The 15,742-nt window shown below is 36.1% G+C and carries 14 protein-coding genes and 1 pseudogene; 12 read left to right on the top strand and 3 right to left on the bottom strand.

Going from position 1 to position 15,742, the window contains the following annotated elements:
- The first annotated feature begins 10 nt into the window (after positions 1-10).
- From pstB (ACMZ6U_RS02885) to ACMZ6U_RS02910, 6 genes are all read left to right on the top strand, one after another.
- A complete protein-coding gene (gene pstB, locus ACMZ6U_RS02885; protein ID WP_104967893.1) occupies positions 11-814 on the top strand; it encodes a phosphate ABC transporter ATP-binding protein PstB in 804 nt (267 codons plus the stop codon).
- A 12-nt stretch (positions 815-826) separates the two neighbouring features.
- Positions 827-1,585 carry a phosphate ABC transporter ATP-binding protein PstB gene (pstB, locus tag ACMZ6U_RS02890; RefSeq protein WP_416106136.1) on the top strand — a complete coding sequence of 253 codons (759 nt, stop codon included), beginning with the start codon at positions 827-829 and terminating at the stop codon, positions 1,583-1,585.
- A 25-nt stretch (positions 1,586-1,610) separates the two neighbouring features.
- Entirely contained in the window at positions 1,611-2,264 is a 654-nt protein-coding gene (gene phoU / locus ACMZ6U_RS02895) for a phosphate signaling complex protein PhoU (RefSeq protein ID WP_416106137.1), read from the top strand.
- A gap of 121 nt (positions 2,265-2,385) precedes the next feature.
- Positions 2,386-4,920 carry a M1 family metallopeptidase gene (locus tag ACMZ6U_RS02900; RefSeq protein WP_416106138.1) on the top strand — a complete coding sequence of 845 codons (2,535 nt, stop codon included), beginning with the start codon at positions 2,386-2,388 and terminating at the stop codon, positions 4,918-4,920.
- Between the two features lie 242 nt (positions 4,921-5,162).
- Complete coding sequence (locus ACMZ6U_RS02905) at positions 5,163-5,834, top strand: response regulator transcription factor (protein WP_416106139.1); 672 nt, start codon at positions 5,163-5,165, stop codon at positions 5,832-5,834.
- Entirely contained in the window at positions 5,827-7,131 is a 1,305-nt protein-coding gene (locus ACMZ6U_RS02910; RefSeq protein WP_416106140.1) for a sensor histidine kinase, read from the top strand. Before ACMZ6U_RS02905 ends, ACMZ6U_RS02910 begins: the two co-directional genes overlap by 8 nt.
- Positions 7,132-7,467: 336 nt before the next feature.
- On the opposite strand, the pseudogene ACMZ6U_RS02915 reads toward ACMZ6U_RS02910, so the two are convergent.
- The 3 genes and pseudogenes from ACMZ6U_RS02915 to coaA form a co-directional block, all read right to left on the bottom strand.
- A pseudogene (locus ACMZ6U_RS02915) lies at positions 7,468-7,836 on the bottom strand (transposase); the annotation flags it as partial.
- 148 nt (positions 7,837-7,984) lie between these two features.
- A complete protein-coding gene (rpsT, locus tag ACMZ6U_RS02920) occupies positions 7,985-8,233 on the bottom strand; it encodes a 30S ribosomal protein S20 (RefSeq protein WP_115130297.1) in 249 nt (82 codons plus the stop codon).
- Between the two features lie 52 nt (positions 8,234-8,285).
- Complete coding sequence (gene coaA / locus ACMZ6U_RS02925) at positions 8,286-9,206, bottom strand: type I pantothenate kinase (RefSeq protein ID WP_416106141.1); 921 nt, start codon at positions 9,204-9,206, stop codon at positions 8,286-8,288.
- Positions 9,207-9,332: 126 nt separating this feature from the next.
- Between coaA and ACMZ6U_RS02930 the strand changes: the two genes are divergently transcribed.
- The 6 genes from ACMZ6U_RS02930 (at position 9,333) to ACMZ6U_RS02955 (ending at position 15,534) form a co-directional block, all read left to right on the top strand.
- The gene (locus ACMZ6U_RS02930) at positions 9,333-9,920 is read left to right on the top strand and encodes a class I SAM-dependent methyltransferase (RefSeq protein ID WP_416106142.1); all 588 of its coding nucleotides are present in this window, start codon (positions 9,333-9,335) and stop codon (positions 9,918-9,920) included.
- 415 nt (positions 9,921-10,335) lie between these two features.
- The gene (locus ACMZ6U_RS02935) at positions 10,336-10,725 is read left to right on the top strand and encodes a cytidine deaminase (RefSeq protein ID WP_416106143.1); all 390 of its coding nucleotides are present in this window, start codon (positions 10,336-10,338) and stop codon (positions 10,723-10,725) included.
- A gap of 72 nt (positions 10,726-10,797) precedes the next feature.
- Positions 10,798-11,847 (top strand): BMP family lipoprotein, encoded by a 1,050-nt coding sequence (locus tag ACMZ6U_RS02940; protein WP_416106144.1) that lies wholly within the window; start codon positions 10,798-10,800, stop codon positions 11,845-11,847.
- A gap of 141 nt (positions 11,848-11,988) precedes the next feature.
- Entirely contained in the window at positions 11,989-13,521 is a 1,533-nt protein-coding gene (locus ACMZ6U_RS02945; RefSeq protein ID WP_416106145.1) for an ABC transporter ATP-binding protein, read from the top strand.
- A complete protein-coding gene (locus ACMZ6U_RS02950) occupies positions 13,514-14,575 on the top strand; it encodes an ABC transporter permease (RefSeq protein ID WP_416106146.1) in 1,062 nt (353 codons plus the stop codon). The genes ACMZ6U_RS02945 and ACMZ6U_RS02950 overlap by 8 nt, the downstream gene beginning before the upstream one ends.
- 2 nt (positions 14,576-14,577) lie before the next feature.
- Entirely contained in the window at positions 14,578-15,534 is a 957-nt protein-coding gene (locus tag ACMZ6U_RS02955; protein WP_416106147.1) for an ABC transporter permease, read from the top strand.
- Positions 15,535-15,742: the final 208 nt, after the last annotated feature.

Genomic DNA, 15,742 nt, shown 5'->3' on the forward strand with positions numbered 1-15,742 from the left:
AGGAGTTCTTATGTCTGAGTATAATTGGGATGAAAGACATATCATTACTTTTCCTGAAGATAATCTCATTTTATCAACTAACAATTTGCATGTTTATTATGGTAATAATGAAGCTATCAAAGGAATTGATATGCAATTTGAAAAAAATAAAATTACCGCTTTAATTGGTCCATCAGGATGTGGAAAATCAACTTTTCTCCGTAGCTTAAATCGGATGAATGATACTATTGATATTGCTAAAGTTACTGGTGAGATTATGTATCAAGGTATTGATGTTAATGCTCCAGAAATTAATGTTTATGAAATGCGTAAACATATAGGAATGGTTTTCCAAAGACCTAATCCATTTGCCAAATCAATTTATAATAACATTACCTTCGCCCATGAACGTGCTGGTATTAAAGATAAAAAGGTTTTAGATGAAATTGTTGAGACCTCACTTAAGCAAGTAGGCTTGTGGGATAAGTTAAAAGATGATTTACACAAATCAGCCTTCACCCTCTCAGGTGGCCAGCAGCAACGTTTGTGCATTGCCCGTGCTATTTCGGTAAAACCTGATATTCTATTGATGGATGAACCTGCTTCAAACCTTGACCCAATTGCAACAATGCAATTGGAAGAAACCATGTTTGAATTGAAGAAAAACTATTCAATCATTATTGTGACGCACAACATGCAACAAGCAGCGCGTGCTAGCGACTATACAGCCTTTTTCTACCTAGGTGATTTGATTGAATATGATAAAACAAAAAATATTTTCCAAAATGCTAAATTGCAGTCAACTAGCGACTATGTTTCAGGGCGTTTTGGATAGGAAGGAGAAGGAATGACAGAACCAATTTTACAAGTCCGAGATTTGTCAGTCTATTATGAAAAGAAAAAAGCTTTGAATAATGTGTCACTTGATATTTTTCCAAACGAAATCACGACCCTCATCGGCCCTTCTGGATCTGGTAAATCAACCCTTCTAAGAGCAATCAATCGTATGGGAGATTTGAATCCAGAATGGTCGCTTACAGGTTCTATCAGTTATGATGGCCACAACATCTACAGTCCTAGAACAGATACTGTTGATTTACGTAAAGAAATTGGGATGGTATTCCAACAACCTAACCCATTCCCAATGTCAATTTATGAAAATGTTGTCTATGGTCTACGTATTAAGGGGATTAAGGATAAAGCTATTCTAGATGAAGCTGTCGAAAAATCTTTGATTGGTGCTTCTATTTGGGATGAAGTGAAAGATCGTCTTCATGATTCAGCTCTTGGTTTATCTGGTGGTCAGCAACAGCGTGTTTGTGTGGCTCGTGTTTTAGCTACTAGCCCTCGTATCATTCTCTTAGATGAACCAACATCAGCCCTAGACCCTATTTCAGCTGGTAAAATTGAAGAGACCTTATATGGACTAAAAAAAGATTACACTATGGTTGTCGTGACACGTTCAATGCAGCAAGCTTCACGTATTTCTGATCGTACAGGTTTCTTCTTAGATGGTAATCTGATTGAATTTGAAGATACTAAGACCATGTTTATGAAACCAAAACGTAAAGAAACAGAAGACTATATTACTGGTAAATTTGGATAATCCAAATCAATGAAAGAGGTAGCCTATGTTACGTACACAATTTGAAGAAGAATTAGATAAACTACACAATCAATTTTATGCGATGGGAACAGAAGTCTTGGCACAAATTAATAAAAGTGTCCGTGCTTTTGTTAGTCACGACCGTGACTTGGCTCAAGAAGTGATTGATGAAGATGAAGTGGTCAATAACTACGAAACTAAACTTGAAAAAAAATCCCTTGAAATTATCGCTTTACAACAGCCAGTGTCACAAGACTTGCGGACAGTTATTACTGTTTTAAAGGCTTCCAATGATGTAGAGCGTATGGGTGATCATGCCTCGGCTATTGCGAAAGCAACCATTCGTATAAAGGGTGAGGAACGTGTTCCTCAAGTAGAAGCAGAAATAAGTAAAATGGGGAAAGCTGTCAAGCGTATGTTGGAAGATGCGCTTAACGCGTACATCAATGGTGATGAAGCCACTGCCCGTGAAGTAGCAACCAAAGATGAAGAAATTGATGAATATTTCAGAACCATTCAACACCAAGCGGTGGAGAGTATTAGAGAAAATCCTGAAGCAGCCTTTGCCGGTAAAGAATATTTCCAAGTTCTCATGTATCTAGAGCGTATCGGTGATTACGCTCGCAATATTTGTGAATGGGTTGTTTACCTTAAGACTGGTAAGATTATCGAATTATAAGTCACTTTATGGTATAATTAAGGGTATTGGATTCAACATCCTTTTCTTCTGAATTGGTTGCCTTTGTTTACGCCAGTTAAAAAGTTGATTAGGGAAATCCCAGCTAATATTAAGGAGTATTATGAAAGTAGTCGAACACTTGATTGAAACGTTTATTCCAGAAAACTATAATCTTTTTCTTGACATAAATCGTCAGGAAAAACAATTTTCAGGTAATGTTGCTATCACAGGAGAAGCTTTAGACAATCAGATTGCCTTGCATCAAAAAGATTTGCATATTGAATCTGTAAAACTAGATAATGAAGCACTTACTTTTGAGGTGGACCATGACAATGAATGTGTCCGCATTGATTCACCAGATACTGGTATGATGACACTTGTCATTGAATTTTCGGGTCAAATCACTGATAATATGACTGGCATTTACCCGTCTTATTACACAGAAAATGGTGTCAAAAAAGAGGTTATTTCAACACAGTTTGAAAGTCATTTTGCACGAGAAGCTTTCCCTTGCGTTGATGAACCTGAGGCAAAAGCAACCTTTGATTTATCCTTGAAGTTTGATCAAGCAGAAGATGAAATTGCTCTTTCTAATATGCCTGAATCAAACCCAGAACTTCGTCAAGAAACAGGTGTTTGGAGTTTTGAAACAACGCCACGCATGTCTTCATATTTGCTAGCATTTGGTTTTGGTGATTTACAAGGAAAAACACAAACCTCTAAAAACGGAACAGAAGTAGGTATCTTCTCAACTAAGGCTCATCCTTTAAAATCACTTGATTTTGCACTGGATATTGCTGTTCGTGTCATTGATTTTTATGAAGATTATTTTGGTGTTGCTTACCCAATTCCGTTGTCATACCATTTAGCCTTACCTGATTTCTCTGCGGGAGCTATGGAAAACTGGGGGCTTGTGACTTACCGTGAAATCTACCTTTTAGTTGATGATAATTCTACAGTATCAAGTCGTCAACAGGTAGCCCTTGTTATTGCCCATGAGTTGGCTCATCAATGGTTCGGTAATCTGGTAACCATGAAATGGTGGGATGATTTATGGCTAAATGAAAGTTTTGCCAATATGATGGAATACGTGGCTATTGATGCTATCGAACCATCTTGGAATATTTTTGAAGACTTCCAAACAGGTGGAGTTCCTCATGCTCTTAAACGTGATGCAACTGATGGTGTTCAATCTGTTCATGTTGAAGTCAAACATCCTGATGAAATTAATACCTTATTTGATGCTGCTATTGTTTATGCTAAAGGTAGTCGTCTCATGCACATGTTGCGTCGTTGGCTTGGCGATGCTGCCTTTGCAGCTGGTTTAAACGCCTATTTCAAGAAATACCAATATCAAAATACAGTAGGCTACGATCTTTGGAGAGCATTGTCGGATGCTTCAGGTAAAGATGTCTCTGGTTTTATGAATTCATGGCTTGAACAACCAGGTTATCCAGTGGTTACTGTCTCTGTTGATGATGACAATTTAGTGATCAGTCAGGAACAATTCTTTATCGGTGAGGGTGAAGAAGTTGGACGATTGTGGCAAGTTCCGCTTAATAGTAACTGGGAAGGTCTTCCAGATACTTTAATAGAAGAACGTCTAGTCATTCCAAATTACAGTCAATTAGCTGTGCAAAATGAGGGAGCTCTTCGATTAAATACGGAAAATACAGCTCATTATATCTCTAATTATAAGGGAGAGCTTTTTAATGCGCTTATCAATGATCTAGAATCTCTAGATGCAACTAGTCAATTGCAAGTTGTAGAAGAACGTCGTTTGTTAGCTGAAGGTGGTAAAATTTCTTATGCCGAACTCGTCCCTCTAATTGAGAGACTATCACAAGCTGATTCTTACATGGTTATTTCTGCAATCAGTTCTGTCTTGAATGGTCTTGATAAGTTTATCGATGAAAATAGTGAAGAAGAGGCTGCAAAACATGATTTGATTCGCCGTATTTTCCATGATAAATTTGAACGTCTAGGTTTCTTACCGAGCCCAGGAGAATCTGATGAAGATGAAATGGTTCGTCAATTAGTTTTAGCACAGTTGATCGAAGCACATGACCTTGATGTAACAGCAGAAGCAAGTCAATTATTTGAACAGTACCGCGACGATTTAGAAAAAATTCCTGCGTCAATCCGTGCAGTGTTATTGATTAATGAGTTTAAATCATCTGAAACTGCTGAATTGTTAAATGAATATATTGACTATTATGTTAAGACAAACGATGGCACCTTTAAGCGTCAATTATCTCAAGCTATTGCTCACACTAAGGATGCGCAGAATCTTTCAACAATTTTAGGGTATTTTAAAGATAAGGATATCATTAAACCACAAGATTTATCAGCTTGGTATGGAGCTCTTTTAAGTCATCGGTTTAGTCAAGATACTGTATGGCAATGGTCGAAAGTAAACTGGGAATGGATTAAATCTGCTCTTGGAGGTGACATGAGTTTTGATTCTTTTGTCATTATCCCTTCACGTTTATTTAAAACACCAACAGCTCTTGAAGAATATAAAGCCTTCTTTGAACCTCAATTAGACGATATGGCTATCAGCCGTAATATCTCTATGGGTATTAAAGAAATTTCAGCTCGTCTTGAGTTAATTAATGAAGAAAAAGAAGCTGTTTCAAACGCCCTTTTGAAATAATTATCTTTTAAGATAGAATAATTGATTACTGTCAAAATAGAGTTAATCAGAAACTAAAAATCGACTTCACCAATTCAAGTGAGGTCGATTTTTGATACACTTGTTATTGGAACAGAAGAATGCTTCAGATTTACTTAAGCATTCTACTTTATAATGAAGACAGATAATACTATCATGGAGAACTGATACGAGTGGCTTCGAGGATTAGTTTTAGGTATAATGTAACAAAGGAGAGATGCAATATGATAAAATTACTCTTGGTTGAAGATGATTTGAGTTTATCCAATTCTGTATTTGATTTTCTGGATGATTTTGCAGATGTGATGCAGGTCTTTGATGGGGAAGAAGGATTGTACGAAGCTGAATCTGGTGTTTATGATCTTATTTTACTAGATCTTATGCTTCCAGAAAAAAATGGTTTTCAAGTTCTAAAAGAGCTTCGAGAAAAAGGGATAACAACACCTGTTTTAATTATGACAGCAAAGGAAGGGTTGGATGATAAGGGACATGGTTTTGAGTTGGGAGCAGATGATTATTTGACTAAGCCATTTTATCTAGAAGAATTAAAAATGAGAATCCAGGCCTTACTTAAACGTTCTGGGAAGTTGACCGACCACACCATCGTATACGGTAATATTATCGTTGACACGACAATTAATCGTGTCACAGTAGATGGCGAAGAAGTAGAATTTTTAGGCAAAGAATTTGAATTGTTAATGTACTTTCTACAAAACCAAAATGTTATTTTACCTAAAACACAGATTTTTGATCGTTTATGGGGATTTGATAGCGATACAACGCTTTCGGTTGTTGAAGTTTATGTGTCAAAAATCCGTAAAAAACTTAAAGGAACGAATTTTGCAGATCATTTACAAACTTTAAGAAGTGTTGGTTATATTTTAAAAGATGCATAAATACATACAAAAAAAAATTCATTCTGATAATTTTAAGCCCTTTATCCATTTTATGATGGTATTCACTGCTATTTTCTTTGTGATGACAATTATTATTTTACAGATTATGAGACTTGGTCTCTACTCTTCAACGGATAATAGTCTAAAAAGAGCTCGATACTCTGCTGCTAACTATATTGCAATGACCATGGCTAGGAATTACTCATGGAGCTCAGAGGGTGATGGTTTTGGCATTACAATCGACCCTAGTAAGTTTAAACATAATGATGATTTGGCTGCTTTAGATATTATTGTGTTTGATAGATATGGAGAGGTTATTAATACGGTTGATGCCTATTCTGAGTTTTCAAGTATTAAGCTTAATAAAAAACAGCTCAATAGAATTGTTAAAGAGACTCACATCAACACTTATGGGCATGCTGAAAATTATCGCAGTGTCACACTTGAGGTTACCGATTTAGCCTATCCTCAAGTAAAATATATTAGTTTTCTAGCGAGTACGAGACAATTGGATGAAGCCTTTAACCGCTATGTTAACATTATTGTAACGATTATGATTATCTTTTGGTTAATATCAGTTATCACTAGTGTTTATCTAGCCAAGTGGAGTCGCAAACCAATCATTGCTAGTTATGAAAAACAAAAGAGCTTTGTTGAAAATGCTAGCCATGAATTAAGAACGCCCCTGGCTGTGCTCCAAAATCGCTTAGAAACCTTGTTTAGAAAACCTAATGATACCATTCTTGATCATAGCGAGAGCATTGCAGCAAGTCTTGATGAAGTTAGAAATATGAGAATGTTAACGACAAATCTATTAAACTTGGCTCGTCGTGATGATGGTATTGACCCTAATATAGAAGATATTTCACCAACATTTTTTGATGATGTCTTTAAAAATTACCAATTAATTGCTCAGGAAAATGACAAGGAGTTAGTAGTATCAAATCATTTGAAACGATCTATTAAGTCAGATAAAACACTCCTAAAACAGTTGATGACTATTCTAGTTGATAACGCTTTGAAATACACAAAGAAGCGAGGAGTTATTAGTATTTCTGTTGAAACCAAGGGACGTCGTTTGTGGTTGAGAGTATCAGATAATGGCTTAGGTATTTCAGATGATGATAAATCGAAAATCTTTGATCGATTTTACCGTGTTGATAAAGCAAGAACAAGGCAATCTGGTGGATTTGGTCTAGGTTTATCTCTTGCTAAACAGATTGTAGATACTTTGGGTGGAGAGATAACGGTAAAAGATAATGCACCTCAAGGAACTATTTTTGATGTTTTCTTATAAGATGTCTCCTTTGGACAGTTTTTGACACTTGCTTCGCAAGCTTTATTTCCCGATTAAAAAGGTTCTCAGAACTTTTTTAATCACCCCAGCACAGTTCAAAAGGTTTGATAGACCTTTTGAAGTTGCAGAGAGAAAAAGCACTGTTCTAGGTCTTATCCCGAGCGTAAAACGCGAAAGAAACAGCATTCAGCAGTGTTTAATCGAAACTAAAACCCCTAAGCAACTATGCAGTATGCAGGAGAAGCACTAAAAACAATAAATTGCTAAGCGTTTCTCCCAACCACTGTGTTAGGATATTAAAACGGCTCTTCGTCAACTGTAGTGGGTGACTTATAATTAACATCTAGAGAGAATCGTTCTGATTCTCTCTATTTGTCTCTTTCCGGTTTTCGAGAGACAACCTAAAAGGGTCACTTCCCTGACCCTTTTAGTATTCAAAGCGATGAGAATTTTGGTTTTAAAGTTTTTAAACTTCCGAAATCCAAAACCTTGTCGTTTGATATCTTTGATGAGTTTGTTGTTTTCTTCTAGCTTCGCGTTAGAATAGGGAAGTTCTAAGGCATTGATAATATAGCTCTTATATTTCAAAAAAGTTTTGAAGACCGTTCGAAACTCTTTATTCACAGTCTCCAGATGCTCCTCGATCAAGTCAAAAAAGTGGCTAGCTTGTTTCTCTTGAAAATGAAACAGTAATAGTTGATATAGAACCACTTTTTGTCCAGCCTCCTTTAATTTTTTGAATTAGAAATAGCTACGTCGATTTTTATTGTTCTTTAACTTGCAGGTTATATTTGTTTGTAATAGATTTTAGAGTAAAAAAAGAGTTGCCGTACGGCAACTCGATTCTTATTAATTAACCTAATTTAGCAGCAAGACGCGCTTTATCACGGCTAGCTTTGTTTGCGTGGATCAAACCTTTTGATTTTGCTTTATCAATGCTTGAAGAAGCAGCGCGGAAAAGCTCTTCAGACGGGTTTGCTTCAAAAGCTTTAATCGCAGAACGCATAGCTGATTTTTGTGCTGAGTTTTTTTCGTTTTGTTTAACGTTAAGTTCAGCGCGTTTGATAGCTGATTTAATGTTTGCCAAAGTATTCACCTCCATATTTACTAACTCTATCATTATATAAGAAAATGATAGCTTTGACAAGTCTTTCTCACTTTTTGAGGTAAATTTCATCAATTTTATGGTTGAGTGATTTGTGGAGGATAATATCTGCTCGACTTTTTGATGGCTCAATGTAATGTTTTAAATTGACAAGATTAATAGACTCCCAAGTATGTTTAGCGATACCTAAAGCTTCTTGTTTAGTGAGCTTTGTGAATCGATGGTAGTAGTTAGTTGTATCCTTTTGAGCAATTAGCAAAAGTTTTGAAAAACGTTCGAGATACCATTTTTCGATATGTTCTGTATTGGCATCAATATAAATAGAAAAATCAAAGTAATCAGCTATGTAAAGCCGCTCGTTTTGAGGATTTTGGAAAACATTAATACCTTCAACAATAAGAAAATCTGGCGCTTCTAAACTTAAAACAGTATTAGGAATAATGTCATAAATTTCATGTGAATAGATTGGAATATCAACCTTGCGACCATTTTTGATAGTGTCTAAAAAATGTAGCAATCGAGGCATGTCATAAGATTCTGGAAAACCTTTTCGCTCCAGAATTCCCTTATCAATTAAGGTCTGATTAGGATATAGAAACCCATCCGTGGTTACCATCTCGACTTTACACTCAGGATAAGTACGACTGAGAAGTAGTTGCAAAAGACGACTAGTTGTTGACTTTCCAACAGCAACAGATCCAGAAATACCAATGATGAAAGGGCGTTTGTTTAATTGATTTTTTAAAAAAAGACTTTTTGAAAAAGCTAAATCATCAACACTCTTTTTATAAATATTAATTAAATTGATTAATGGAAGATAGATATCTTTAACATCTTCTAACTCGATGTGGTCATTTAAACTTCTAAGAGCTTCTAACTCATCGGATGTTAGCAAGTTGTGGGAATGGCGATGCAGCTGTTGCCATTCTTGTCGAGAAATATTTTTAAAATTGATTAAATCATGAATCATAAGTCAAACTCCTGTTCAACATTATATCAATAAAAATGAAAAAATGAAAACCATTTCAGAAATCTAGAACAAAATCAAAAACTATGGTAAAATAAAAGCCGAAGAAAGAAATAGAAAAGAGATAAAATGGCTAATATGTACTATGAGGAGAATCCCAATAGCAGTCATGATATTAAAGAATTAAAAGTGAATCTTTTAGGGAATCGTTTTTCTTTTAAGACTGATGCGGGTGTCTTCTCTAAAAAAATGATTGACTTTGGTAGCCAAGTCTTATTATCAACATTAATATTTCATAAAAATGATACGCTACTTGATCTTGGCTGTGGTTACGGTCCGCTCGGCATTGCTTTAGCTAAAGTTCAAGGTGTTAAAGCTACGATGGTGGATATTAATAATCGTGCGATTGATTTAGCAAGAGAAAATGCACAAGTCAATGATGTAGAAGTAGACATTTTTCAATCTAATATTTATGATAAGGTGACTGGAAGATTTGATCATATTATCTCTAATCCGCCTATTCGTGCAGGAAAAGAAGTTGTTCATACCATCTTGGTAGAAGCATTCGATTACCTCAATCTAGGTGGAGATTTAACAATTGTTATTCAAAAAAAACAAGGTGCACCCAGCGCAAAAGCCAAAATGCAAGAAATCTTTGGTAATGTTGAAATCCTAAAAAAAGATAAAGGCTATTACATTTTAAGAAGTGTCAAATAATAAGTTCATCGTTTGACAGAGATGTTGCAAAAAGCGATTTTATAATTGCCCAAATGATTGAATTGTTCGTAAAAAAATGGTGATAGAGTTAACAAGTAAAAAAAAACATGAAAAAAATCAATTTAAACCAAAAATTAATAAAAAATATACTTACAGAATTTAAAAAAAATGGTAAAATAAGGATGACTAAAAGTTAACCTAAAGAAATAATACGAATTTTTCGTAAAAAATACTTAATAAGGCGTAAAATTGTTTACTTGATGATACATTTATAAAAAATAGAGAGCAAATGGAGAGACTTGCTGTAGAAGTAAAAGAGTATAGTTTTTCTAATGTTTGTGCTGAGGATTTTTGTTAAGTAAGATTGAAAATATTACTACGTCTAGTATCCCCCTTATTTAAGGAGAATTAGCTGATGAATACTACTGACCTTATTACTTTAGCTATAGAAGCAAGCAAAAATGCCTATGTTCCTTATTCACATTTTCCAATTGGAGCCGCAGTTCTAACCAAGTCAGGTCGAGTATTTCAAGGGTGTAATATTGAAAATATTAGTTTTGGCTTATGTAATTGTGGAGAGCGGACAGCTATTTTTAAGGCAGTTTCAGAAGGGTATCGTGAACTGGAAGCAATAGCGGTGTATGGTGAAACAGAAGAACCAGTTTCTCCTTGTGGTGCTTGTCGGCAAGTTATGGTTGAATTTTTTGAGTCAACCTCTAAAGTTATTTTAATTTCACAAAATGGTAAGACAGTCGAGATGACAGTCGAAGAGTTACTTCCGTACTCTTTTACAGATTTAAAATAATCTGTGTGTTGTTAACCTTTTGGTTATTAGCTCGCAACCTTGTTGCAAATTTTTTTAGGAGGGTTCATTAAGATGAACAAAAAGATTGTTGGTATTGGTCTAGCTTCAGTAGCTGTTCTTACTCTTGCTGCCTGTGGAAATCGTGGTGGTTCAAAGTCAGGTGGAGATGATGCTGGTCTTAAAGTTGCAATGGTAACTGATACTGGTGGTGTTGATGACAAATCATTTAACCAATCAGCTTGGGAAGGTCTTCAAGCTTGGGGTAAAGATAACGGTTTGGAAAAAGGTAAAGGATTCGATTATTTCCAATCAACTAGTGAATCTGATTATGCTAATAACCTAGACACAGCCATCTCAAGTGGTTATCAACTTATTTTCGGTATTGGTTTTGCTCTGCATGATGCGATTGAAAAAGCTGCCGAAGATAATCCTGATACAAATTTTGTTATCATTGATGATGTTATTGAAAATAAAGATAATGTTTCTAGCGCAACATTTGCTGACAATGAAGCGGCTTACTTAGCTGGGATTGCAGCTGCAAAAACAACAAAAACTAAAACAGTTGGCTTTATAGGTGGTATGGAGTCTGATGTTATCACACGTTTTGAAAAAGGTTTTGAAGCTGGTGTTAAATCTGTAGACGACTCAATTAACATTAAAGTTGATTATGCAGGATCTTTTGGTGACGCGGCTAAAGGTAAAACAATTGCAGCTGCTCAATACGCGGGTGGTGCTGATATTGTTTATCAAGTTGCTGGTGGAACTGGTGTAGGAGTTTTCAGTGAAGCTAAGTCACTCAACGAAGGTAAAGCAGAATCTGAAAAAGTATGGGTTATCGGTGTTGACCGTGATCAAAAAGACGAAGGAAAATATACTTCTAAAGATGGCAAAGAATCAAACTTTGTTCTAGCGTCAACTCTTAAGGAAGTGGGTAAAACACTTGAGCTTATTTCAACACAAGCTAAAGACAACAAGTTCCCTGGTGGGGATGTGACTGTTTATGGTCTTAAAGATGGTGGTGTAGATATTGCTACAACAAATGTTGACGAAGCTACTGTAAAAGAAATTGAAAAAGCTAAAGAACAAATTAAATCAGGTGAGATAAAAGTACCTAAAAAATAAATTTTAAACCAAGAATCAAAAAAAGGACGACCTTGGTCGGTTGTCTTTTTTTGAACTGAGATGTTATATCTCAGTAAAGTCCATCACCATTATTTTGGTGGATTTTAGTGAAATATAACTTCCATTGAAAGGAAACTCCTTATGACACAGAATGTCATTGAAATGAGAGAAATTACCAAAATTTTTGGTGATTTTGTCGCAAATGATAAGATTAATTTGAATTTGCAAAAAGGTGAAATCCATGCGCTTCTTGGGGAAAATGGGGCAGGCAAGTCGACATTGATGAATATGTTGGCAGGTCTTTTAGAACCTACAAGTGGAGAGATTGTTGTAAATGGTCGATCTGTAGTTATTAACTCACCATCAAAGTCTTCTCGAATTGGTATTGGAATGGTTCACCAGCACTTTATGCTTGTTGAAGCCTTTACTGTTGCTGAAAATATTATTCTAGGAAACGAACTAACTTCTGGAATTGCTTTGGATATGAAAAAGGCTCAAGAAGAAATCGTCGCCTTGTCTGAAAAGTATGGTCTTGCTGTTAATCCTAAAGCTAAAGTTGCTGATATTTCTGTAGGAGCTCAACAGCGAGTTGAAATCCTAAAGACCTTGTATCGCGGAGCTGATATTCTTATCTTTGATGAACCGACAGCTGTGTTAACACCTGCTGAGATTGCTGAATTTATGATAATCATGAAGAATTTAACCAAAGAAGGAAAATCAATTATCTTGATTACTCATAAGTTGGATGAAATTCGTGCAGTAGCTGATCGAGTAACTGTTATTCGTCGTGGAAAGAGCATTGAAACAGTAGAAGTTGGCGATGCAACATCACAAGAATTGGCTGAAATGATGGTTGGTCGTTCAGTTTCTTTCAAAACAGAGAAAGTAGCTTCTGTCCCAGGAGATGTTATCCTTTCCATTAAAAATCTAGTTGTTGATGAAAATCGTGGTGTTCCGGCTGTAAAAGATCTCTCATTAGATGTTCGTGCAGGAGAGATTGTCGGTATTGCTGGTATTGATGGCAATGGTCAAAGTGAGTTAATCCAAGCTATCGCTGGTCTTCGTAAGGTAAAATCAGGTCGTATTACGATTAAAGGGCAAGATGTAACTAAAATGTCTTCTCGTAAGATTACAGAACTCAGTGTTGGTCATATTCCTGAGGATCGTCATAGAGATGGCTTGGTTTTGGAGATGACATTGGCTGAGAATGTTGCTTTACAGACTTATTACAAGGAACCGTTGAGCAAAAATGGTGTATTGAACTATAATAAAATGAATGAGTATGCTCGCAAATTGATGACTGAATTTGATGTCCGTGGTGCTAGTGAATTAGTGCCTGCCAAAGGGTTCTCAGGAGGAAATCAACAAAAAGCTATCATTGCTCGTGAAATTGATCGTAATCCAGATCTTTTAATTGTTAGTCAGCCAACTCGAGGACTTGATGTCGGTGCTATTGAATATATTCGCAAACGTATCATTGAAGAGCGAACTAATGGTAAAGCAGTCCTAGTAGTCAGTTTTGAACTTGATGAAATATTGGATCTTTCTGACAGAATTGCCGTTATTCATGATGGTAAAATTCAAGGCATTGTTACTCCAGAAAATACTAATAAACAAGAACTTGGTATCTTGATGGCAGGTGGGACAGTAGCGAAGGAGGAAACCCATGTCTAAAAGAATGCAACACATCTTGGTTCCCATTATTTCAGTTATTTTGGGGCTTATCTTAGGCGCACTTATTATGCTCGTCTTTGGTTATGATCCTATTTGGGGTTATGAAGGTTTGTTCCAGATTGCATTTGGCAGTGTTAAGAATATCGGTGAAATTTTACGTGCAATGGGTCCGTTAATCCTTATTGCTCTTGGTTTTACTGTCGCTAGTAGAGCAGGATTTTTCAATATCGGTTTGTCAGGACAAGCTTACGCAGGATGGATTGCTGCAGGATGGTTTGCACTTGCTAATCCAGATCTTCCTCGCCCTGTTATGATTTTCATGACTGTCATTATTGCAGCTATTGCAGGTGGTATTGTTGGCGCTATTCCTGGTTTTCTTCGTGCATTTTTAGGAACAAGTGAAGTTATTGTCACTATTATGATGAATTATATTATTCTTTTTGGTGGGAATGCTATTATACAACGCGTCTTTTCAAAAGATATTATGCGTACAACTGACTCATCCATATATGTTAGTCAGAATGCTACCTACCAATCAGAATGGTTAGGTGCCTTAACAAACAACTCACGTTTAAATATTGGAATTTTCTTTGCTATTATAGCAGTCCTTGTTATTTGGTTCTTGCTTAATAAGACAACACTTGGTTTTGAAATTCGCTCAGTTGGTTTGAATCCTAATGCTAGTGAGTATGCGGGGATGTCTGCCAAGCGTACGATTATCTTGTCCATGATTATTTCAGGAGCGTTGGCTGGCCTCGGCGGTGTTGTTGAAGGTTTGGGAACCTTTGAAAACGTCTATGTTCAAAGCAATTCGCTAACAATCGGTTTTGATGGGATGGCAGTCAGTCTTCTAGCATCAAATAATCCTATTGGTATTATTTTTGCGGCCTTTCTATTTGGTGTTCTTAATGTAGGATCACCAGGGATGAATATTGCGGGTATTCCTCCAGAACTTGTTAAGGTTGTAACGGCATCTATTATCTTCTTTGTAGGTGCTCATTACCTCATTGAACGATTTATCAAACCAAAAAAACAAATGAAAGGTGGTAACTAATAATGAGTTTAATGACAATTTTATCCTTATTGGTTAGTTCTATGTTGATTTATGCAACACCTCTCATCTTGACAAGTATTGGTGGAACGTTCTCAGAACGTTCTGGTGTTGTCAATGTCGGTCTAGAAGGTATCATGGTTATGGGTGCTTTCTCTGGAATCGTTTTTAACTTAGGGTTTTCAGAAACTTTAGGAGATGCGACGCCATGGGTTGCGGCATTTGTAGGTGGTCTTGTTGGGATTTTATTCTCATTGATTCATGCCGTTGCTACTGTTAATTTCCGCGCAGATCATATTGTTAGCGGTACAGTACTTAATTTGATGGCACCAGCTCTAGCAGTTTTTCTTGTAAAAGTATTTTATGGGAAAGGGCAAACGGACAATATTGCCGAGGCATTTGGTAAATTTGATTTTCCAGGCTTGGCTCAAATACCTGTTATTGGTGATATCTTTTTTAAAGGAACGAGCCTGGTTGCCTATGTTGCTATTCTAATCTCATTCATCTCGTGGTACATTCTCTATAAGACAAAGTTCGGTCTTCGATTACGTTCAGTTGGGGAACATCCTCAAGCAGCTGATACCTTAGGGATTAATGTATACCGTATGAAATATTATGGAGTAATGATTTCAGGTTTTTTAGGTGGAATGGGAGGAGCAGTTTATGCTCAGTCTATTTCAGTAAACTTTGCTGGAACTACTATTCTTGGTCCTGGCTTTATTGCCTTAGCAGCTATGATTTTTGGTAAATGGAATCCAGTTGGAGCTATGTTATCTAGTCTCTTCTTTGGAATTTCTCAAAGCTTAGCCGTTATTGGTAACCAATTGCCATTATTATCAAAAATTCCAACCGTTTACCTACAAATTGCACCTTATGTTTTAACAATTGTTGTTTTAGCAGCATTCTTTGGACAAGCAGTAGGGCCAAAAGCTGGTGGTAAAAACTATATTAAATCAAAATAATCATATTAGATATGTTGAGTATCCATTAGTTTCAATCTATAAGAAAGAGCATTTCCAGTGTTGGAGATGCCTTTTTCTGGGCTCTTCGTCAACTGTAGTGGGTGACTTATAATTAACATCTAGAGAGAATCGTTCTGGTTCTCTCTTTTTGAGTGTTTAAAGCGATGAGTATTTTGGTTTTAAAGTTCTTGAATTTCTTAAAGCCTAA

The sequence above is a fragment of the Streptococcus pluranimalium genome (assembly GCF_047785745.1).
In the GTDB taxonomy this organism is placed as follows: domain Bacteria; phylum Bacillota; class Bacilli; order Lactobacillales; family Streptococcaceae; genus Streptococcus; species Streptococcus pluranimalium_B.